Annotated in this window: 13 protein-coding genes and 1 pseudogene; 5 read left to right on the top strand and 9 right to left on the bottom strand. The window is 67.2% G+C overall.

Annotated elements, in window-relative coordinates:
* Window positions 1-373: 373 nt before the first annotated feature.
* The 4 genes from IEY70_RS18120 to IEY70_RS18135 form a co-directional block, all read right to left on the bottom strand.
* Window positions 374-1,780: a replication initiator protein A gene (locus IEY70_RS18120; protein WP_189066432.1), complete on the bottom strand. Its 1,407-nt coding sequence runs from the start codon at window positions 1,778-1,780 to the stop codon at window positions 374-376.
* Window positions 1,781-2,087: 307 nt separating this feature from the next.
* Window positions 2,088-3,158, bottom strand: a complete 1,071-nt coding sequence (locus IEY70_RS18125) for a hypothetical protein (protein WP_189066433.1) — start codon at window positions 3,156-3,158, stop codon at window positions 2,088-2,090.
* A gap of 266 nt (window positions 3,159-3,424) precedes the next feature.
* The gene (locus IEY70_RS18130) at window positions 3,425-4,381 is read right to left on the bottom strand and encodes a ParB/RepB/Spo0J family partition protein (protein WP_189066434.1); all 957 of its coding nucleotides are present in this window, start codon (window positions 4,379-4,381) and stop codon (window positions 3,425-3,427) included.
* Window positions 4,371-5,165 carry a ParA family protein gene (locus tag IEY70_RS18135; protein WP_189066435.1) on the bottom strand — a complete coding sequence of 265 codons (795 nt, stop codon included), beginning with the start codon at window positions 5,163-5,165 and terminating at the stop codon, window positions 4,371-4,373. Before IEY70_RS18135 ends, IEY70_RS18130 begins: the two co-directional genes overlap by 11 nt.
* A gap of 904 nt (window positions 5,166-6,069) precedes the next feature.
* On the opposite strand from IEY70_RS18135, the pseudogene IEY70_RS21435 reads away from it, so the two are divergent.
* Window positions 6,070-6,225 (top strand): annotated as a pseudogene (locus IEY70_RS21435) (hypothetical protein); the annotation flags it as partial.
* Between the two features lie 15 nt (window positions 6,226-6,240).
* Here IEY70_RS21435 and IEY70_RS18140 read toward each other — a convergent pair.
* On the bottom strand, window positions 6,241-6,672 hold the full coding sequence (locus IEY70_RS18140; RefSeq protein WP_189066436.1) for a hypothetical protein: 432 nt from the start codon (window positions 6,670-6,672) through the stop codon (window positions 6,241-6,243).
* Between the two features lie 31 nt (window positions 6,673-6,703).
* On the opposite strand from IEY70_RS18140, the gene IEY70_RS18145 reads away from it, so the two are divergent.
* The 3 genes from IEY70_RS18145 to IEY70_RS18155 all read left to right on the top strand — a co-directional run bounded on the left by IEY70_RS18145 (window position 6,704) and on the right by IEY70_RS18155 (window position 17,317).
* Window positions 6,704-13,447 (top strand): hypothetical protein, encoded by a 6,744-nt coding sequence (locus tag IEY70_RS18145; RefSeq protein WP_189066437.1) that lies wholly within the window; start codon window positions 6,704-6,706, stop codon window positions 13,445-13,447.
* Window positions 13,444-16,080: a DEAD/DEAH box helicase gene (locus IEY70_RS18150; protein WP_189066438.1), complete on the top strand. Its 2,637-nt coding sequence runs from the start codon at window positions 13,444-13,446 to the stop codon at window positions 16,078-16,080. The genes IEY70_RS18145 and IEY70_RS18150 overlap by 4 nt, the downstream gene beginning before the upstream one ends.
* A gap of 94 nt (window positions 16,081-16,174) precedes the next feature.
* A complete protein-coding gene (locus tag IEY70_RS18155; RefSeq protein ID WP_189066439.1) occupies window positions 16,175-17,317 on the top strand; it encodes a hypothetical protein in 1,143 nt (380 codons plus the stop codon).
* A 1,852-nt stretch (window positions 17,318-19,169) separates the two neighbouring features.
* On the opposite strand, the gene IEY70_RS18160 is transcribed toward IEY70_RS18155, so the two are convergent.
* Entirely contained in the window at window positions 19,170-20,099 is a 930-nt protein-coding gene (locus tag IEY70_RS18160; protein WP_189066440.1) for an Abi family protein, read from the bottom strand.
* Between the two features lie 171 nt (window positions 20,100-20,270).
* On the opposite strand from IEY70_RS18160, the gene IEY70_RS18165 reads away from it, so the two are divergent.
* Window positions 20,271-20,672: an HIT family protein gene (locus tag IEY70_RS18165; protein WP_189066441.1), complete on the top strand. Its 402-nt coding sequence runs from the start codon at window positions 20,271-20,273 to the stop codon at window positions 20,670-20,672.
* A 44-nt stretch (window positions 20,673-20,716) separates the two neighbouring features.
* On the opposite strand, the gene IEY70_RS21110 is transcribed toward IEY70_RS18165, so the two are convergent.
* From IEY70_RS21110 to IEY70_RS18175, 3 genes are read right to left on the bottom strand one after another with little or no spacing between them, the layout of a single operon-like run.
* The gene (locus IEY70_RS21110) at window positions 20,717-20,866 is read right to left on the bottom strand and encodes a hypothetical protein (RefSeq protein ID WP_229778059.1); all 150 of its coding nucleotides are present in this window, start codon (window positions 20,864-20,866) and stop codon (window positions 20,717-20,719) included.
* A gap of 45 nt (window positions 20,867-20,911) precedes the next feature.
* The gene (locus tag IEY70_RS21115) at window positions 20,912-21,187 is read right to left on the bottom strand and encodes a hypothetical protein (RefSeq protein ID WP_229778060.1); all 276 of its coding nucleotides are present in this window, start codon (window positions 21,185-21,187) and stop codon (window positions 20,912-20,914) included.
* Window positions 21,188-21,595: a helix-turn-helix domain-containing protein gene (locus tag IEY70_RS18175; RefSeq protein WP_189066442.1), complete on the bottom strand. Its 408-nt coding sequence runs from the start codon at window positions 21,593-21,595 to the stop codon at window positions 21,188-21,190.
* Window positions 21,596-22,071: the final 476 nt, after the last annotated feature.

Genomic DNA, 22,071 nt, shown 5'->3' on the forward strand with positions numbered 1-22,071 from the left:
GGAAATTGATCGACGAGCTGCTGACCATCGGTGTCAAGGCGGCCTGAAATCTTCCGGACTACTGTTTCATCAGTGCCCCGGCAATCTCGGGTTACCTGCGCGTGCAGGACGTGTTTCTCCAGGTTTCAACCCCTGGATTCCCCCCAAACTTGACGAACAAACCCCCCAAACTTGACGAACAAAAAAGCCTGTTTCCCCCAAACTTGACGAACCGTTCCCCCAAACTTGACGAACTGGTGCCGGAGATGGGTTTGAGCGGCACCCAGAGCGGGAAAATCTCCGTTTCCCCCAAACTTGACGAACACCGTCCCCCCAAACTTGACGAACAAACCCCCCAAACTTGACGAACCGTTTCCCCCAAACTTGACGAACCCTAACTGGGGAGCAGCTTTCGCAGGGCGTCGGCCTTCCGGGCAGGCTCCTGACCCATCTCCCGGGTGACGAGCCTGACGAGGTCCGTCACATCGAGCTGCCCGGCCAGGACGGCCGCGCGCAGGCGGTCACGGTCCGTGACAGACAGCAGGGGCGTCACCTTGGCGAAGGTCAGCAGGCGTTCCAGGCGCGTGAGTTGACGCTCAGGGGAGAGGGCCTGCAACTCCTGCAGCTGGCGCGCCTGCACTTCAGCGGTCTCCTCGTCCGTCATCGCGGCGACCGGGCTTCCTGATCGCGGCTCGACCTCAGCGGGCAGCGGGACCACTTCGGCGTAGCGTTCCGGGTGAACGAGCATGTCACGGAGCAGGGCGCCCGCATTCTGCTTGCGGCCCGGGTAGGCGTCGAAGCGGCGGATGGCGAGGTGAACTGCAGCCGGATCCGAATGTTCCGTCAGGTACTTGCCCGCGACGGCCGGGTACATGCCGCGCCTGGTGAGGGCGCGTAGCAGTTCCTCGTCGGGAAGGCGGTCCGTCGGCGCGAACACGTAGGTCAGCTCCTGGTTCCTGCCCCGTCCGGTCACTTCCACGTTCAGGAGGACGCCCCGCTCGCGCAGTTCGTCATGGGCGGGTTGCAGGACGCGGCGGATCTTGTCCGGCTCCGTGCTGTAGATGCTCAGGCGTTCGCCCCATTCCAGCAGGTTCAGCGTCACCCGGTCCTGGGCCGACCCGGAATCCCACCGCAGGGCGTCCAGCACCCGGTACACTGCCCGGACCGGCGGACTGCTGAGTTCCCGGTACAGCGTGAGGTCCAGCGGCTTGACGTAGCCTTCCCGGATACTCTGGGCAATCTCGTCCGGTAGCCGGATCTCCAGCACGCTGCCCGCGTCGTACTCCTCGTCCCGCGTGGCGGTGACCTTCCACAGGTAGTTGAACGTGGCGTCCAGGTGCCGCTGACGGCCCTGATGCCACCAGCCCTGCGTGATCTGGTAACTGGTGCTCTGGAGTCTGCGCAGGGACTGCCGGACTTCCCGGTAGTAGTGGGCGCTCACGTTCAGGCCGGCAGCCAGCAGCAGGCGGTGCATGGACACGCGGACCGTGCCGTCCTCCGAGCCGCCGTCCTCGAGGTAGAGGTTGATGATGGCCACCATCACGTCGTTGTCGAGCCCGTGAGGGACCACATGCCCGGTCAAGGCCGTGCAGGTCACCGTGACCGTCCGGTCGCCGTTCTGGTAAGTCCGGGTCCAGCCGGTATATCCGACCGGCACTCGGGACTGCGCACTGATCAGCGAGAGGCGGGCCACGTTGAGTTCGTCGTGACCGTTGGACGGCTCGTCTCGCAGGCGCAGGGGCAGCGGAACCTCCGCGCCGGGCTTCTCAGGGGCCGCCGCCTTGCGGGGCGCGCGACTCATGTTGACGCCCCTCGCGGGGGACTGACCGACCAGAGAACGCTCACAGGACCCTCAGTGTACCGGGCCGGGCGGAGTGTTCGGCCCGGTGGAAGGGTGCGCGGCCTGATGGAGCCTGGCGGTACTGCCAGGGGCCAGGAGCGGTCACCTCCCCAGGGCATGGTGCGTGCCCCTGCCGTGATGAGGCAGGTGGGAGGTGCAATCCGGTGACAGGGCCGACCGGCCGGTAGCGCCGCGGAGTCAGCCGGCCGGCACCCGTCCAGCCCGGTCGGTCAGCTGCTCTGACCACCGATCCGGTCGCCTCCGGTCATCACGGCGCCCAGGGTTGCAGGCGGTAGGCGTCGCCCGTGCGCACGACGAGACGCAGTCCCGATGCTGGGCTGGGCATGATGGTCAGCACAGTCCCCTGCACGGCGGGAAGAGTCAGCGCGCGGATTTTCCCGCCCCTGAGCTGCACCTGCCAGCCTAGCCAGCGGCCAGTGGCGCGCTCCCGTCCGAACACGTTCGCCACCTCCGGCACGTCGTAGTTGTCCGGAATCAGGATGGGCAGGTCGGCCATAGCCGGCCCGGGGAGTGTCACGTCCAGGCGGGGGGCCTCGGTATCAATGCTGTCGGACTGGACCAGCCACGCCCGCCCGGTGGTCCGGTCGATACCGGTGTAGAGTTTGGCCTCCGCAACCGCGTGCAGGGCCCCGGCATCGTCCGGGCCCGGTCCAAGGCTCCGGTCGTACTCGTGACCGGACCACCAGGAGATCAGCACGACGTGGCCGTCCCGCTGGCCCAGCAGTCCATTGAAATCGATCCTGGCAGGCTGCACGTCCGGCAGGTGCCAGGATTTCACGGTGCGGCCCAGGAACCGGGGTCTGGGCGTCATGATCTCCACGCGGACCCCAGGTTGGCCCAGCAGGCTCCGCTGGCTGGAGATGACCAGCAGGTGGGTCGGGCAGTCGGCGCGCTCCGGGGAGTTCCGCCAATCACACGCTGGACGGGGATCAGCGGTTTTGAACAGCAGGTACGGCGCGTCGCCGCGTGCGCGGGCCACCGACTGCATCCGACCAGGCACGCCCAGCCATACGCGCCCATCGGTGGTCATGGCCGCCACCTGACCCTTCTCGACCGTGTGGTCGAGGATGCACAGGAGCTGGGCCACCGGGGCGGGAAAGCGCTGAAGGACCGTGGAGGAGCCCCGAAGATCGAGGCGGCGGAGGACACCGCCGGACCCGTCGGTCGTGCCCAGCAGGAACCCCTGCGACTCGGACTGACAGGTGGCCGGCACGGGCACTGACCGGATCGGCTGGGCCTGAGTGCCTGGCAGGTTGATCAGGAGGACCGCGAGCAGTGTCCACCAGGTGAGCTGCGGCCAGACCGGCCAGACGCCCATGCGGAGGTGGGTGTGTCCTGACGGGGTCGAACCCGTTCGTGTCATCGTCGCGCCTCGCCAGAGCAACAGGGCCGAGGTGAGACAGGTGGGCGCAGTAGACGGGGCACACTTCAGGATAAGTCGAGCTGCGTTGCTGGGCGCCCTTGCCGGGCAGAGGCGGAGCCTGCCCCCCGACGCCCGGACGATTCAGGTGTGAGCTGGGCCGCCCCTGCCCTTATGGTGCCCATGATGCGCTTCAGGCTCCGTGGTCCCTCCGAGCGTCCCGGTCAGCGAGCGTCGCCCCGCAACTCTTCATGCAGCTGTTCCAGGAGCCGCATGACGCGGGCCCGTCGCTGGTCGTCGAGTCGCTCCAGGGTCCGGGCCCCGAGGTTCTGGCGCACGTCCGCCGCGAGGCCCTTCCAGCGCTTGCCCTGATGGTCGTCCACGAGACGGCGCAGGTCCTGGAAGGACGCGCCGGTTTCGCTGGCGTCCAGCAGGGCCTGCCGCAGCGCCGGGTCGGTCTGCCGGTGAATCAGCAGGGCGCTGCGGCCGGCCATGCGGCCCTCACGGACGGCGTCGAGCAGATCATGGGGAAGTTGCAGGAGGGGGAGGTTGTTCGTGACGAAGGATTCCCAGGTCATGGTGCCCAGGGACGCGAACAGGGTCTCCAGGCGGGTCCGCTCATCTTCGTGCTTCTCGGGGTGGTTACGGACAGCGTGCAGGCGGCGTCCCAGCGTCTGGGCCAGCGTCGACGGATCGTCCGGGGCTGCGTCCGTCTGCCCTTCGCTCAGCACGTCCTGAATCAGCAGGAGGCGGTACAGGGCCTCGTCGACGGCGTCGAGGTCCTCACGCTGCAGGTTCTCCACGGCGCTGAGGCGGCGGGCGTCGTGGTCGTCGATGGTGAGGACCAGGCAGGGCAGCGTGCGAGGGGGAGCGCCCGTCAGGCTCTGCGCCTCTTCCACGCTCAGCTGGAGATTAGTGCTCAGGTCGGGAGCGGAGGCGCGCCAGCGGCGCTCACCGGCGATGATCTCGTACCGTCCCGGCTGTTGGGGAGAGGGCCGGACGATCAGGTTCTGCCTGACTCCCTCCCGACGGACGCTGCGGGCCAGGGCCAGCAGGCTGTCTCTGGGGAAGCTGCGCCGGGGCTGCCAGGGAGCGCGGTGCAGCTGCTCGTGGCTGATCTGCCGGACCTGACCCTGGGTGGCCACGGCGCTCAGGCCGCCGAGCAGGTCCTCACGAGACACGCGCGGCCCCGACAGCCTGGAGGAACGCGTCCGCCACGGCCATGATCTCGGCGCGGCCATCGCCTCGGTCGAAGACCGGCACGGGCGTGGCACGTTCCATCGCGGTGGGGTAGAGGCCTGGACGGTGACGCACGATCCCGAGGGTCCGTCCGAACAGACTTTCGATTTCGGACTGGTACTGCCGGGCGAGGATGGTGTTGGGCGCCTGGGTGATCACGGGTGGCAGTACCTGAAGTTCGGGGTTCAGGCGGTGGTAGTGCCCCTTCTCGACCCGTGAGCGGATGAAGCTGCCGGCGCGCAGGCCCTTGCGGTTGGGTGGAATGGGCAGAAGCACCCGGTCGGCGGCCAGCAGGGCCAGCGTCGCCATGTCGCCCAGCGTGGGGTTGGTGTCGATGAAGACGAAGTCGTAGGTGCCTGCCGCGCGGATCTCGTTCAGGGCGTAGCGCAGCCCGACGACCATGCTCACATCCGATTTCAGTTCCTTTTCGAGGTTGTACAGGGTGATGGAACTGGGAATCAGATCGAGCCCGAAGACACGGTGAACATCAGGAAGCGAGCCGGTTCCCAGGACGGCGGGCCCTATGGTCTGCGCGAAGGAGTCGTCGGCGTTGGCGAACGCCTCATCGACATCGACGCCCAGACTGACGCTGAGGTCGGCTTGGTGGTCGGCGTCAACCAGGAGAACGCGGTGTCCCTGGATGGCCAGAGCAGCGCTGAGGTCACGCGCGGTCGCACTCTTGGCGACGCCTCCCGCATAGCTGTGAACGGTGGTGATCAGGGTCATGGGTATTCCTCCGGCGTTAGAATCACGTGATTCTAGCCTGTTCAGCGATAGGCTGTCTTAGAATCACGTGATTCTAGAGGCTGAGTGAACACGGCCCGTTGCTATGCCAGCGGAGCTGACGTCCGATACTCCCCTCCACCACGCCTCAATGCGGGCAAAAAGGTGGCATTCAAGAGCACCCTTAAGCGGCCCTCTGAACACCATGCCTCTCGGCACCCACGCCCAGCCCATGCGGGTAGGGCGCCGTGCGACAGCTTCCTGTCGCACGGCGCTTGCCTATGTGTATCTCACTGGTGAGCCTTGATCACAGCGACGAGTCGACTGGTCAGTCCAGCGAACACACTGATAGCCTCGAAACATTTCTTTGGGGTACTGCGCTGACTCACTGTCGTAGCACGCGTGATATCGGATGTGCTCTCAGAAATGCGGCTACTCCTTCAACAGAAGGCATCAGAATCCTCACTGGTCCGTAGGAGCATGCCAGCCAACCGCGCTTTCCTCTCCCATTTCGAGCATGGCTGCCCGCTCATGCCCCGTGTGGGACGGCAGCTGAGGTTTGCTGTGCAACATTCTCAGGCCGCTGTCAGTACAAGGTGCGGCTTCTGAGATGCCAACCGACGGTGATGCGGGACTTCTGCTCCTTGTCCTAACCACCCGCAAATGAGCACCCATGACGGCAACTCCACCGCTAGACTTCCACCGATCGATCTTTTTCCACACCACTCACACAAAGCGAAGCCGCTGGCCAGGAGCCGGTCAGGCCCGAAGGACCGCCATGGGAAGACTGCGCCACCACTACCTGAGTGACATCTCGACGTTCCGGAGCCTGTTCAACGCGGACACCCCGCTGTTCCTCATCCTCAAGGAACTGGTGCAGAACGCCGACGACAGCGGCGCCAGCGAGATGTACCTAGGCTACACCGAGGGCTTCGAGGACGCCGCGCATCCACTGCTGCGTGGCCCGGGCCTATTCGTCAGCAACGACGGCCCGTTCAGCCGGGACGACGCGGAGGCCATCGTCCGATTCGGCCTGAGCACGAAGGGATCGGATTCCTCGACCGTGGGGAAGTTCGGCCTAGGCCTGAAGAGCGTCTTCGCGGTCGCAGAAGCCTTCTTCTACATCGACGCCACCCAGGAGCCGGAGCGCGTCTGGGATCCCCCGCACTTCGACGTCATCAACCCCTGGTACGACAGCAATCCGGACACGGCGCACCACGCCGACTGGGATGTCCTGACCCCGGAGGACCGGGCCACCGTCCTGGCACGCCTCGCGGCCCTGGGAGTGCCGCCCGGCTTCACGGTCTGGGTGCCGCTGCGCCGGACCGAGACCTGCCGGTCGCAGCGCACGGGCGAACCGCTGTACATCGTCAAGCGGGCACCCGGGGACCAGCCCTTCGAGATCGACGTCCCTCTGCAGCGTGAACTCGGCGCCCTGTTCCCGCTGCTCAAGGGTCTGGGCCGGATCACGGTGGTGCAGCCGGGCGGTCGCCAGGTCCTCAAGCGTCACGGGGCCCACCGGACGGCGAACCTGAAGAACCATGCCGGCGGGGCAGCGGCCGCTCGTCGGACGCATCCTGACGGATCCCGGCGCAGAGGAGGCGCAGTACCAGGGCGTCGAGGTCATGCTCCGGCCCGACGAGGTCGACCCGCTCCGGGCGTCGGAGTACTGGCCGAGCACCAACGTCATCACCCTCACGGAGTCCCGTCAGGAACCCGATCCCTCAATCGGGCACGGCGCGGCGGTCTGGCACCGCGCCCCGGCCTCGGCCGGGAATGGCCGACTGACGATCCAGTGGGGTGTCTTCCTGCCGCTGCAGAACGGGGAGGTGCGCCCACTCCAGAACGTGGCGGACGACTTCACGCTAACCCTCCACGGATACTTCTTCCTGAAGTCCGACCGCAAGACCCTCTACAGCTGGGAACGGACCGATGTCGACGGGCTGGAGGTCCGGGACGAGGAGACGCTGCGGCGGAAGTGGAACGCGCTCGTCGCGAGCCGGGCCACCCTGCCGCAGGTGCTGCCGGGCCTCGCTGGGCTGGCCGCCCATGTCGGCGACGCGGAACTGGGTGCCGTGACCCGCGCCCTTCACGAATCGGAACTGTATCGCTCAAGACGTCCTGAACTGTGCAGCCTCTACCAGTGGATCCGCCGCTACTCGCCGGAGGGTGAGCGCTGGACCCTGATCCCGTCGGACCTGCCAGTGCTGCCGATCCCCGTCGAATCCGCCCTGCCGACCGTGTTCCCCGCACTCGGTCAGATCGCATCCGACCAGATCGTCACGCGGCACGGCGCGCCTTCGCTGACGCACCCGCAGCGGGAAGTGGAACACTGGCCGCCCGACCTGCTGGGCACGCTGCTTTCAAGCTCACCGGCCGCGGAGGTGGCCGCCTCGCCTGAGCTGTCCCGGACCTTCCAGTCGGTGTGGCGAAGGATCGGTCGTCAGGCGCCGGTCCAGGCGATGGTCGATTTCGCCCGGCGCGCCATCCGAGATGGGGATCTCGCGGCGCTGCGCCGCCAGCCCGAGCTGATCCGCCTGCTCGTCGACCGTCTACCCCAGGACCGCCTGCTGATCCTGCCGGAAAACATTGGAGTGAAACTCGAGCGGCAGGTGATCGCCGCCGAGACCGAGGTCCTTGTTGTCCCGTCGGGGCTGCTCAGGCGGGACGGGACGACGTCGGTCATCGGCACGACGTCGCTCCCTGTCCAGGACACCCTGGCGCTGGCCGCCTGCCTGGACGGTTCCAAGGGCACTGCCGAACTCGTCCGGCTGTTGCTGGAGGCGACGGTCGATCCCGACCGACTGCGCCGGAGCCTGGACGGGCTGCCGCTGCTGTCAGTCACCGCCCTCGGCGAGGGACAGGCGAAACCGATGACGCCTGCACAGGTGCGTTCACTGAACGCCGACGGGCGGGCCTTCCGGCACGTCGGTGAGCCGGTCCTGCTCACCTCGCTGCAGAAGGCGCTGGCCGGCGCAGACCTGTACCTCGTCCGACCGGACGTGCTGGACGCCCTGGGCCTCTCCCTGCCGGTCCCGACCGGGGGCGGCATCCCGCGGACGATCCTCGCGGCGCAGCGTCTGGGCCCACTGGAGGCGCGCCGCGCGCTGATCGAGGAACTGCTCCGCAGTCACCACCAGCACCTCGCCCAGCCGGACTTCGTGCGGGCACTGCGTTACCTGCTGCACGGGCGTCCCGAGCGGCGGGAGGCCGGCGAGACCCTCCTCGTGTGTGAGAGCCGGGAGGAGACAGCGGAACCCCTCTGGAAGGCGACACTGAAGCTCGCCGGCGTCCTGCCCGACGGGTGGCGGGTGGTGGCCGATCCGGTGGCGTTCCTCAGCCCGGCTCAGAAGATCGCGCTGAACGTGACGGCCCTCGGGGTGGGGAGTTTCCAGGTCTTCGTCCGACCCCACACGCCACAGGTGACGGGGGAGCTGCTGGGTGGGGACCTCGCGGAGCAGCTGGTCATGCAGCTCGACGACGACGACCTGATCCGCCGACTGCCCATCCACCGATCGTCCGCCGGGCCGTGGGTCACGGTCGAGCCGAACACCTTCCTGGCCGGGAAGTTCGAGCTGGACGACTTCATCAGGTCGCGCGTGGTCCTGCTGCTCCAGCCACGGGACGCGGAATTCAGGAGGCGGCTGGAACAGCTCGTACCGGTGTTCGAACCCCGCCACGCCTGGGACCTCATCCAGGGTGAGGACGCCGGACAACACTGGGAGACGGCCCTCCGGGCCCTGGATGCCTGGCCGGGCAATCGACCGGAACGGGTACGCACCGCGCGCTGGGTCCCTCTGAAAGACGGGAGGGTGTGCGCCCCCGCCGACCTGCTCACCTGGGAGGGCTGGGACGACCAGCTGGGTCGACTGGCGCAGGCCTCTGAACGGCCGGCGCACTGCTGGGAGGATCTGGATCCGCAGGTGGCAGGGCATGACCTGGCCGAGGTCCTGCGGGCCGTGACCCCCGACGCTGCCCGGACGGTCAAGAAGGTCGTCGACCTGCTACCGCACGCACCGACCTACCACATCGGGCTCCCGGACGTGGACGTCGACGTGTGGCTCGGTGCCTTCGCCACGTATGGCCTGCAGACGTTCCCGCTCGCCGAACTCCTGCAGTCGCTGCCCGAGGCCCTCGCGACCCAGGAGACGAAGGAGGGGCTCTACCGCGCAGCCCGGCATCGGCTGACGGCCGGTCGGGTCGTTGAGGCGCTCCGGACCGTGCAGGCGGCAGCCGCCGGCGCTGGAAACGGCACGGAGAACAGGGTCCGGATAGAGCTGTACAACAGTTACCTGCGCGACCTGCGGGAATCGGGAGGGCGGAACGCCCACCTCCCCGGTCTCCTGCTTCTGAACCGTGCCGGGAGGTGGTGCCGCCCGGACGAGCTGTGTCTCGACGGGGACGATTTCGTCCCGGACGCAGTCCTCGATCCGCGGCAGCGGGACGCCCTCTATACACCGGCCGAGCTGGAAGATGGCCTGTACCAGGAGGAGGTCGACACCGAGGTCCCGGGCGAGCCGGACGCCGACCGGCGCGCGGCGCAGGTGCTCCGGGACTACATCGCGGCCTGGGAGCCGTACGTGCCCGAACGGGAGTACCTGGGCGGATTCCTGGCGCTGCTCGACGGCAACACCCTCCTGCACGACCAGGCGCAGCTCTACCTGCCGACCAGCGTGGAGAACGTGCGGCTGAAGGCTCTGTCCGGCCTCGCCCCGGCCCACGTGGCGGGCCGCCGGGCCAGCACCCTGATTGAGCTGCTCGAGGACCACCGGATCGTGATTGACGAGGTGCTGGGAGAGGTCTGCCGGGTGCCGAACCTGCTGGGCGGCGAGATGGAGATCGCCTTCAGGGACGACAGCGAGCTGGACTCCGTGCTGGTCTTCACCGGTCAGCGGTCGCCCATGTGGAGCAGTCGTGACCATCTGTACCGTCACCAGGTCAGCCTCAAGCGCGTGGACCTGTCCCGTCCCGACCTCGACCTGCCGGGACTGCTGCTGGGTTCAGTAAAGACCGTGCTGCGGCGGTTCAATGCCGACCGTCTGCCACCTAGTCTCGATCAGGCCTGGCAGGGTCTGGCCAGCAGTACGCAGGTGCAGATCGGGGCCACCCAGCTCACCGTGCTGCGCCGGGCGATCGGGATGTGGGGCCGCCAGCTCGGGCTGGAGAAGAGCAGTCCGGTCCGGCAGTTGCTCGAACGGATCGGCTCGCTGGAGGGCCGCGAGGACGAGGCGACGGTCTCCGGGATCGCAGAACAGCTGGACGACGTCCGTGAGACGCTGCAGCAGCTCAGATACGAACTCCGGATGCTGGTCGAGCAGGATGTGGAGTCGCAGGACGTCCTCCTTGACGCCGTACGCCGCAAGGTTGGCGAACAGCAGTACGAGCCCCCGTCGGTCCTGTTCGAGCTGTTCCAGAATGCCGACGACGCACTCAGCGAATGGCGCGGGATGGGCGCCCCCGTGGAGCCGGGGCGGCAGACGGTCGTGGTGAGTGTGGAGGACGGCGTCCTGCGCTTCGCGCACTGGGGCCGCCCCATCAACTGCTACACCCACGGCAGTTTCAACGGGCGTGACGACGCCCGCCAGTACGACCAGGACCTCGTGAAGATGCTCACCCTGCTCGCGTCCGACAAGACCCCCGAGGGCGCCGTCACCGGCCACTTCGGCCTGGGTTTCAAGAGCGTCTTCCTGGTATCCGACGAGCCGAGCGTGACGAGCGGCCGACTGAGCTTCGACATTCTGGGTGGGGTCTACCCGGCCGTGCCCGAGCAGGACCGGGTCGACGACCTGAGGCAGGCCCTCGCGGCACTGGGCCCCGCCGACGTGGCCGACGGGACCCTGATCAACCTGCCGCTCCGTGAGGACATCGGTGCGGACGCCGTGCTGCAGCGTTTCGTGACACTCGCCCCGGTCATGCTGGCCTTCGCGCGGGAGATCCGACACCTGCGGGTCGAGGTCGACGCCGAGACCGTGCTGGATGCCGTGTGGGATCCGGTTTCCCTCGGTAAGGGCGTGGCCTGTGGCCGGATGACGATCCAGGGCGAGACGTCCGGAGTACTGACTCTGGGTGGGAGTCAGGTCCAGCTGCTGCTGCAGCTCGACCGACAGGGCGTCACCTCCTTCGGCCCGCAGTTGCCCACCATCTGGGTGACCGTCCCCACCAAGGAGGCCGCCGGCGTCGGCTTCTTGGTCAACGGCATGTTCCCCCTCGATCCCGGACGCGCCCAGCTGGCGCGGAACGACGAGATCCAGAACGGGCTGGCCGAGCAGTGGGCCCCGGAGCTCGCGGAGGCGCTGGAGTACCTGCACGACGTCAGTGGTGACTGGGAGGCATTCCGCACGGCGCTGGCGCTCGCCCCCGAGGTCACGGCCTACGGCTTCTGGAAGAGTGTCTGGACGCGCCTGGCCGCCAGCCTGCAGATCGGTGCCCAGGCTTCCTCGGCTCCCCAGCGACTGCTTGCCGCGCTGTTGTGGCGGTCGGGCCGCTCGCTGCGCCGGGTGTACATGCAGCGTCCCCTCCTGCCCACTGATCTGCCGGGGGCGTACGCGGCACTGGTGGAGGTGCGGCAGAACCTCCGACCCGTCGACCGTCATCTGGGGGCGTCAGCGGTGTTCGGCCATGTGGCGGCCTGGCCTGAATTCCAGCGTGCGTTCCCCCCAGGCAGCATCGTCTCCGGCGAGGTCCGCGCCATCCTCGACCGGCTCGACTTCCCCGCCAGTGGCGCGCGGGTGACGCTGATCGACGCCTTCCGTACCCTGCTGCCCGACGGACGGGTCACCCCGGCCGTGGCCGGGCGGGTGGAGGCCGCCCTCCGGGGTGACGTCATATCCGAACTGCGGGAGGCCGACGCGGGCCGCGAGTGGCTCGCGTCCCTGACCTTCCTGAGCGCCGACGGCGAGTACCGCGAGGCGCGCGCCCTTCTCACCCACCGGGCGGAGGCAGGGTCGGACGAGGCGCTCCGGGCCCTGATCGCCCCGCACCACGTGCTGCTGGACGACAGTTACGACGAGTCCGGCGTCTCGCTGTTCCGCCGTCTTCGCGGTCAGCCCCGTCAGCGCGCCGAGGAGACCCTGAACTGGCTGCTCTCCGCTCCGGACGCCCGCCAGGGCGCGGCCCTGGATTACCTGATGACCCTTCCCCTTCGCGACCCGGTCCGCGAGAGTCTCGAGCAGCAGCGAGCAGGGACATGGCTCGACCTCCCGGCACTGAGCCAAAATCCGCTGCTGGACGCCCTGATTGACCAGGAACGGCAGTATTTGGACGCGGTGCTCGGCACGCCGCCCGAGGCGACAGTCGCAGGGGGACACACCATCGACGACCTGTTCCGTGACTTCGGTGGAGACCAGGGTGAGCCGGTGGATACTGCCGGAGCACTGGAACGGATCCATGCGTGGTGGTCGGCCGAACGCGGGCGGTATGTCGCCCGGTACGACGAGTCGGTGTACCCGGACGGTCTCCCGTTCGTCACCGAACCGGAGTTCGACGAGGATGACCGGGACCTGCGGCGCCGCTGGACGTCCCTGCTGATCCTGGGTTCCTTGCAGACACTGGGACGTGGCCGGGCGCAGCACGCGACCTTCCTCGCCATGTGCGAGCGGCAGGGCTGGCTCGACGTATTCAGCAACCCGGACGCGGGAGATGACATGTGGATGGGCATCGTCCACGGCTTCCTCGCCGGCGCGGTGGACCGGTTCCGCTACTACCACTGGATGAGGCAGTTCGTCGCGATCCGCCAGGTGTCCCGCTGGCTGCGCGAGTACGCGCTCACCCTGCTGGAGGCCGACAAGTTCCCGCAGGTGACGTACGACCAGCTCCTCGCACCGCGCACCAATCCGCTGCTGCAGGGAACGGATCTCGATGCGCCGCCCCTGCAAGAGGCGCTCGGCATCGGTGGCGTCTTCGTGGTCCGGGAACTGCTGCGGCAGCGGGTGCTCACCAACCCGGCACTGGCCCCGCTCGCCTACGTGCCCGGACAGCGGGTCCGCGCGCTGGTCGAGGCGCTCAGTGGGACCCGCCTCCCGAAGGGCCACGGGGACGCCGCGCGCAGCATCCACGAGTACCTCGTCGGTGAACTCGGACCGGAGCGCGCCACCTTCCTCGGCGACTACGACCTCCCACTGCTGATCCTGGCCGGGGCAGATGAGACCGACGACCGCGAGGCCGCAGCGCTGCAGCGCGAACTGCTGGGCGGCGTCCTGCGGGTCGAGCAGTCCCGCATCGTGGCGGAGGACGACGAATCGGGTTGGGTGACTCTGGCAGACGGCCGCCGGGTCCACCTCGGATGACCCCGCTGGCCCGTGGTGAACATGTCATACACGCTGCCCACGGCCGTGGGCAGGTCGAGCTGGACCTCGGGGACACCACCATCGTCCGGTTCGGTCACGGGCTCGAGGAGGTCCTCTCGGCGGAACTCCGCGCGCAACCCGCCCCGGCGCAGGTCGCCAGCCGCGGTGACGTGCAACTTCCCCTGGACGTCCTGACGCGGCTTCAGGCGGAACTCATCACCTCCATCAACGACACGTGGGGCGTGTTCGCGCGGTCGCGCATCGCGCTGCTGCCCCACCAGCTGTGGGTGTGTCGCCAGGTGCTGCGGGAGTGGCCGCCCCGCTGGCTGGTCGCGGACGACGTCGGCCTGGGCAAGACGGTCGAGGCGGGTCTGATCCTCTGGCCGCTCCTGAGTCGCCGGCAGGTCCGGCGCTTCCTGATCATCTGCCCGGCCGGACTGGTGGAGCAGTGGCAGGAACGGCTGCGGCGGATGTTCGACATCCGGGTGTCCCGCTATCACCCGGACCTGGATCACGCCCGAGCGGACTACTGGAACGGCCACCATCAGGTCGTCGTCTCCCTTCAGACCATCCGTGAGGACCACGACGGACGGCATGGACGGCTCCTCGCCGCGGACCCCTGGGACCTGGTGATCGTGGACGAGGCCCACCACCTCAACGTGGACGACCAGGCCGGGGCCACCCTGGGCTACCGGCTGGTCGACCGCCTCATGCAGGCCGGTCGGATCGGTGGGCTGGTCCTGTTCACGGCGACCCCGCACCGGGGCAAGGACCGGGGCTTCGTCTCCCTGCTCGAACTGCTCCGCCCGGACCTGTTCGACGCCCGGAAGCCGCTGGCCGAGCAGCTGCCCCAGCTGTCCCGCGTGGTCATCCGCAACAACAAACAGAACGTCACGGACCTGCAGGGCCGCCGGCTCTTCCACCCCCCGAGGGTCCAGGCGGAGACCTACCGCTACTCTCCGGCGGAGGCCGACTTCTACCGCATGCTCACGGAGTTCGTCGCGAGCGGCCAGGCCTACGCATCGACCCTCGGTGACACGCAGGGCAGTCAGGCGGTCACGCTGGTGCTGATCGCCCTCCAGAAGCTGGCGTCGAGTTCGGTGGCGGCGGTGCGCCGCGCGCTGCACGGGCGGCTGGCACGACTGCGCGCGGCGACCAGCGCCGCCCGCGGCTCGCGCCGCTGGACCGAGCAGTACCGGGCCCTGGAGGGGCAGGCGGAGACGGAGGCCGTCAACGCGCTCGACGAGGAGGTGGGCGAGTGGGCCAGCTGGGTCCGGCTGATGGAGCACGAACTCGAACGCCTCGAGGAACTGGTCGCCGCCGCCGACCGCGTGGAGGAGGAGACCAAGCTGCAGGCCATCCTCGCGGCCGTGACCAGCCGGTTCGAGGGCCGCTCGGTCCTGTTCTTTACGGAGTACAAGGCGACCCAGGCGGCACTGATGGGCGAGCTGGGGCGGCGGTACGGCGAGCACAGCGTGGCGTTCATCAACGGGGACGGCCGCATCGAGGTGTCCGGCCGGACGCTGACCCTGACGCGCCAGGAGGCCTCCGCACGGTTCAACCGCGGTGAGGTGCGTTTCCTGGTGGCGACGGAGGCGGCCGGTGAGGGGATCGACCTGCAGGGCGTGTGCCACACGCTCGTCCACGTCGACCTGCCCTGGAACCCCATGCGGCTGCACCAGCGGGTCGGACGGCTCAACCGTTACGGGCAGACCCGGCAGGTGGACGTCCTGACCCTGCGGAACGAGGACACCGTGGAGGCGCTGATCTGGGACCGGCTCACCGAGAAGCTGGGGCGGGTGATGCAGGCCTTTGGCGAAGTGATGGACGAACCTGAGGACCTGCTCCAGATGGTGCTCGGCATGACCTCGCCGTCCCTCTTCCGGGATCTGTTCACGGGCGCCCAGTCCATCCCCCGGGACGCCCTCGGCGCCTGGTTCGATGCCGGGACGGGGCACTTCGGGGGGCGGGATGTGGTCGACGTCGTGCGGGACCTCGTGGGCCACAGCGCGCGGTTCGACTACCAGGAGGTGAGTCGACAGATCCCCCGGGTCGACCTGCCCGACCTCGAACCCTTTCTGCGCAACGCCCTGAACCTGAACCGACGACAGGTACGGCACGACGACGGACTGACCTTCAAGACCCCGGAGGCCTGGGCGGGGGAGATCGGCGTGCTGCGCAGCTACCGGGGCCTGACGTTCGACCGGTCCCTCGCCGGTGAAGACCTCAGCCGGGTGGTCGGCGTCGGACATAAGGTGCTGGACGCCGCCCTCGGGCAGGCGCGGGGCCTGGAGGCCAGCGTCACGGTCCTCACGGTCCGCCGGCCACAGCCGCCCCTGCTGGTCTACCGGGTCTTCGACCGGGTGACGGCGCGGCCCGCCGGGGAACGGGGGACACTCGTGGGCGTCCGACTCGGTCCTGCGCCCACGGTGCTGCGGGACTGGGAAGCGCTGCTGGAGCTCAACGCCCTGCAGGCCGGCACGCCCGGATCCCCACGCGGCGCAGATCTGCAGGCGGACGTGGAGCGGGCGCAGGATATCGTGCAGGGCCGACTGGACGACCTCCACCTCACCTTCGCCCGGCCACAGGTCGAATTCCTGGGCGGGATCTGGTTCCAGGGGCCCGAGGCGTGAGTGGTAGCAGTCAGCCCGGCGCAGCGTCCGATCCGGCACCGACCATCCGGGCGACAGAGATGACCAGACGAGTGGGAGGAACACCCTGATGGGTATGCAGGAACGTGAACGTGCAGTGGAGAAGGCCCGGAAGGTCTTCCTCCTCGGGGTCTCCACACAGGCCACCGGCGAAAAGGAGAAATGCGTCGGCGTGCTCGTCCAGATGTGTCGGGACCACCGGCTGGTGCTCCATGACCTGGATCCCCAGATGCCCGGGAGGTTCGACATCACCCTCCTCCGGATCGGCATCGGGCTCGACCGGGCGGCGGCCCCTGCCGGGTCTGCCCAGGGACGGCCGACGACAGGGGCCGCCTCCCGGACCGCCGGTGACGCCGGCAGCCGTACGGCAGGCGGATCCGGACAGGGACGCGGGAGAACAGGACCGCAGTACCCCCAGGATCTGATCTTCCGGACGATGGGACTCCCTGAACGCCGACGGTGGTTCCAGGATCCGTTGCTCGACCGGGGAATCCGCCACGCTGTGCAGGCCGCAGGAGCATACGGGAAACTGCTGGGCGAGGTGCGTTCCCTGAACGCCTCGAACATGGGGATCCGCCTGCCCGAGCAGGAGCTGACGGACTGGTTCGAAGCACTCCTGGACCGCCCTGGCTCGACGGTGCCGAGCCGATCCGACTCCAGGACCATCTTCGACGACCTTGCCGCCCACTGCCGTGCCCTGTACCTCGCCGAGACCGAACGGCGGCGCCAGGCGGCGCAGCGCCGCAGGGCCGAGGAGGAGCAGCGGCGCAGGGAGGCAGCCCGGGCAGAACGGGAGCGGCAGGCCGCAGACCGGTTGCAGCGGGAGCGGGAGGAACGGCGGACGCGCGAGCGGGCGGACGTCGGGCAGCCGGGTGGAGCCCGGCGGGACGGGCCCGTCACCTTTGGTCGTTCGTTCGAACACCCCGCGGAGGCCCGGCTCTACGTCAGGGTGGCGGAGCGCCGCATGGGACCGGGCGGGACGGTGCGTGCCCTCACCCGCCAGGGTTGCCCCCACACGGAACTCCGGTGTGAGCGGGCCGTCCGGGACGAGATCGAGGCCGCCTACCTCGATGCGCTGCGCGACCTCCAACTGGCCGCTTCAATGATCCGGGCCGAAGCGGCGCGGCGACGGGATGAAACGATCCGAGAAGCTGAGGAGAGTTGTAACCGCGCCTGTGAGAGAGCATTTGACGCAGCAGTTGAGAACTACAAGGGGTAGACGCTAAGCCTACCACAAAGACGCCGATCTGTATGGTCTGCTGGCAGAAAACTCAGGGGCAACTCACGTCGGGATTTCAGATTCCAAATGACAACATGCGGCCAAGAATGCAAGAGAGATCTTCGCGATTTATGGATGTCGCCGCCTCCCTCCTCATCAATCTGCCTTGCGTTTGAGAAATCCTGTTCTCATTTTTAGGCGACGTGAGTTGCCCCTGCCAGAAAATTGGACGGAGTAAAGTGCAGATTCCCACTCGCCTGAGCTGAGTCTCGATTGCGTACTGTCCAAGCTTCGGGGTTAGGCCACGTGGCGACTTGGACGCCGCAGGTGCTCCAGCGGCGGCAACAGGAGAGCGTGGCCGTGCTGGCCCGGCTCTGGGGACTCCAGTCGCAACCATGAGCTGAGCAGGACCTGCCGAACCCGGCCGGTGTGCTCATCTGCGGCATTGGTCTGCGTGGGGCGGTGTCATGCTGACCGTGTGAACCGGCATGATCAGGCAAACCTGGAGCAGTTGGCTCTCCTGCAGGCGGAGTTGGCGACCGGACCTGCGCGGCTGGGCGAGCCCACCGGCCGGGTTACTCCGGTTGACGGGCGGCCGGATGCGGAAGAGCGGACGACCGGAGCAGAAGTCCCCGATCATCATGAGTTCCGGGCGGGCAGGTTAGGGCAGCGGACGGGACCGCACGATGAAGCACGCCATGAGGGGGCGGTCTGATCCTTGCAGCAAGGGTTGGGCTGCTCAGCAGAATGTGGACAGTGTTGAACAGAGACCTCAACTCACTCTGAGAGCAGTACCCGGCATTCAGTCGCTTGCTGATGCGGCAGGCAAGCCGTCGTCTTAAGCAGGCGCACGGCGCTCGTCCCTGAGGTCCTCGGTGTCGAGTGCACACCTGAAGCTGCGCACGTCCAGGTCAGGGGCCTGGCCGGGGAAGGGGAGTGCCCTGGGCCTGTGCGCATGCTCAGGAGTGGTGGCCTGGGGTGGGTGGTGTCGGCCTCACCCTGGGAGTCACTGAATATGAGAAATAGGCATGAAGAAGAGATAAATATTCGGTGAGCACGGCGGAAAAATGCTGTCTCAGTAGGAATAATGAGGTAGATGGGATGGGCGGAGAGATATTGGGACCATCCGAACCGTCTCAATCCAGCGTTTTCTTTGTTCTGTTCATCCAGATATTTAATGAGCAGTTCTCATAAAGCCTCTGGATATCAATACTGACCGAGTAGTCAATTCTCTTGCAGTGGAGAAGTCTTGCCGGTCAGCATGTGCTGCTTCCAGGCGTGATAGCTAACGCACGGCGCCGAGAAGCAGGCACGCCATGTTGCTCAGGATGGCCGCATGGCTGACCGGGCGCCGGGTTCACCTGTGGCGGCCATAGGTATATGGCCTCGCCCACAGTGGCTTCTGACTGAATGTTCAAACGAACGTATGCCGCCGGTCGCAGTGAACAAACGGATACCTGATGAGGGAACGCTGCGTGTACCTGTAGGCCTTCGCTGCCGCGAACGGAATGACTCATCCATCAACGTGTCATTGAAAGATGGGCTTGAAGAGTCCAAGGCGCCGTGAGCTTTCTAAATATCCAGCAGTGGCTTTTTTCACACTAAGCTTGATTAGTGTGAAAGCTCTGATTCTATTTTGAGCCTCCTACACCCCTCGCCAGCATTTTGACGGTCCTTCACGGCAATTCTATGGAGATACCAAAAAATACTGTCTGAGACACATGTTACCGGCATGACTGCCTTCGCGGTGAAAGTCCTGTCGAGCAGCAGGGTGCGAAGCGTGACCGGGGCAGATGGGGGTTTCCTGGCGTTCCTGGTGCCCCCCCGCTTCAGGGACCCGGCCCTCTGTCCGTCAGGAGCCAGTCCCGACCGTCGTCCATTCGGGCTGGGCGTCCCAGCCTGGCCGGAACCCCAGCCGGACGACTTCCGCTGCGCTGTACCCGGCCACGACACCCATCAGGTCGGCCGTCCAGGCGCACCCCGGATCGAGCGCCTGCGTCAGCCGGTGAAGCGCGTACAGCCGCGGCGCGAGGCGGCGCGCCTCCGTATCCCGGGGATCGAACGACTGCTCCAGCAGTTTGCGCCGGACCCGCTTGTTGTCCGCGACGCCCATCGTCGCGAACACCCGGTCGTACAGGCGCGACTGGTGCGCGCAGACGTTCCGCACGACCGTCAGGGCGTGCAGCCAGGACGTGAACGTGCTGGCGCGGACGCCCAGCAGGTCCGCGATTCCGTCCCGGTCCTCCTGTGAACGCAGCGCCGCGAAGAGTTTGGACCAGCCGCCCAGGGACATGGTTTCGGCGATCATCCAGATCGGCGGCGGGACGTCCAGGTCGTACCGTTCCCGGTAGTGCCCCACGAACAGCTCCGGCATGCGGCTGAATTCCTCGGTGACCTTGCTCAGGAACTCGGTGTGATCGAAGTACCCGTTCGGCTCGTGGAAGTGGACCGGGTCGGCGTACCAGCGCAGGCCGTGGCGTTCGAGCATCCACTGGACGATGGCCTGCCGGACACCGACCTCGACCGTCTGCATGGCCCCGAGGACATGCAGACGGAGGGCCTCGTCGAGCTTCATGAGGCGTTCCGCGTCGGCGAAGCTCGTGCCCGGCACGTATCCGGCTGGGGTCTTGTAGGGCAGCAGGAAGCCCTTGAGCCGGTAGAGTCCGACCCGCCGCAGGACCAGCTGGGCGCGCGCGGTGTCGGGGATGTGAAGTCCGCGCTCCTGGAGATGCTCGACCTGCTGGGGGATGGTCAGAGGTGTCTTGGCGTAGACCGGCTTCATCAGTGGGGACCAGGGTAGCAAGCGGTGACGGCGTGGTCGTCGCGGGCATAAAAAAAGACCCTAGCCTCTCCCCTTTCAGGGCGCTTGGGTACTCGTTGTACCCATGTTATCCCCGCGGATAACAGTCGTCAACAGGTGAGGGCGTGGAACGTCACTTATCCTGGACCGTGAATGCGCGACGACCACGCCTGCCCCTACTGCGATCCTGCTGAGCTTCGCCGGGACGCGTTCGTCCTGGAAAACGACCACTGCCTCCTGAGCATCAAACCCAGTGAGACGGGCGCCCTGGAAGGAGCCGGGATCATCGTCCCGAAAGCCCACCGGCTCACGGTGTTCGATCTCACGCCACAGGAATGGGCTGCCACCCAGGATCTCCTCCTGCAGGCCAGAGCGCATCTGGAGGCCGTCCTCGCCCCTGACGGCTACAACGCCGGGTGGAACGTGGGGGTCGTGGGAGGCCAGCACGTGATGCATGCCCACTTTCACGTCATGCCGTGGTTCCGGGATGAACCGATGGCGGGCCGGGGGATCCGCAGTCACCTCAAAGGAGCAGAGAACCGACGTCAGACCTGACGACGTACTCGGCACGTGACAGTCAGGCCCGTTGCGCCCCGGTTCTAGCGGACACGGCCGTCCCCACTCTCACCTGACCCCAGCAGGCCCAGCCGGATCAGTTCCATAGGCTCGTACACGGGCACACCCAGCTTCGTGCGCATCTGGCGCAGGTGGGCGTCCTTCGAGACGATGGCGTCCGCTTCAGACGTCATCAGGAGGTCGAGCAGATACCAGTCCTTCGGGTCCGGGCACGAAGGTCAGTCATACCGTTGGAGTGGACTGACCACCTGCACGACCCGGTAGAGTTCCGTGGCCAGACCGAACGCGTCTGCCGCGGAGATGCCGCCACCTAACGCCAGCACCGCAGGGCACGTGAGTACGCGCTGCATCTCTGCGAAATGCTCGTCGGACAGCACGAAGAGGACCTCGAACCGCTGGGCGGCCAGAAACAGGTCGCGTGCAGGGCCAGCCCGGCTGGTCAGGCCACTGAGCAGCACGTTGGTGTCGGGGATGAGGCGTGGAACGCGGTGCACTCAGTCGGTCCGCGTCATCCGAGATGCCAGCCCTGGAAAGCGCCGGGCGATGTCCTCGGACGTCGGCTCGGGCAGTCGTTCTCCGACAACCACACCCGGCGTCTGTGCCCTGGCCCAGGAGACCGCCTGCGTGAGCAGGGCCTCCTGCTGGTCTTCGGTCAGGACGGCGAACGCGGCCTGTAGTCGCTCTGCCGCGGACGGCGCCGGAAGCGTACTGCGGCCCAGCCGCTCTTCGACGACAGCTGTGGGAATACGGTAGCGGGGACGTCCGGTGGGCGTCGTGCCGATCTGCACGGCCCCCAGGTCACCTTCACGAATCTGTCGCCGGACGGTGTCGTCACTCACGTGGAGCAGTCGGGCTGCTTCCGGGACGGTCAGGAGGCCGCGCGGTTCATGTTGAGCGGTCATCTTCCACCTCAAGCTCAAAAATACCGCAAAAGCCGCAAAACACGCAATATCCTCAATCTGTTTGTGAAATGCCCTAGTCGTGACTGGAAATTTCCATTCCAACCCTCGTGCCTTCCCTGATGTGCCGGTCGGATGAACGACCTATGACGAAAGTCACGGTTTGTGTCTGGATTCCATCGCAACTCCGCGTACCTCGAAAGGGGAGCGGCTTTGACCTCACCATCCGACACATCTCGCCCAGCAGACCCAGCTTGCGGGTCTGCGCTCCTGCTAAGGCACCCGTACTCATCCAGTTCTACCGGACGAGCATCGTTCTCAAACCGACATGCACGCTCGCTACCCCGTCGGAGTACCCACATGACCGCACGCCTCACACACGAACATCAGACCCGCATTCGGCCGGTTCCACTTCCCTGCCCTGGACATGCCACCCTCGCGGCGCCGGCGCATCTGCGCCTGCACGGCGCCCGGATATG

Source organism: Deinococcus seoulensis (assembly GCF_014648115.1).
Taxonomy (GTDB): domain Bacteria; phylum Deinococcota; class Deinococci; order Deinococcales; family Deinococcaceae; genus Deinococcus; species Deinococcus seoulensis.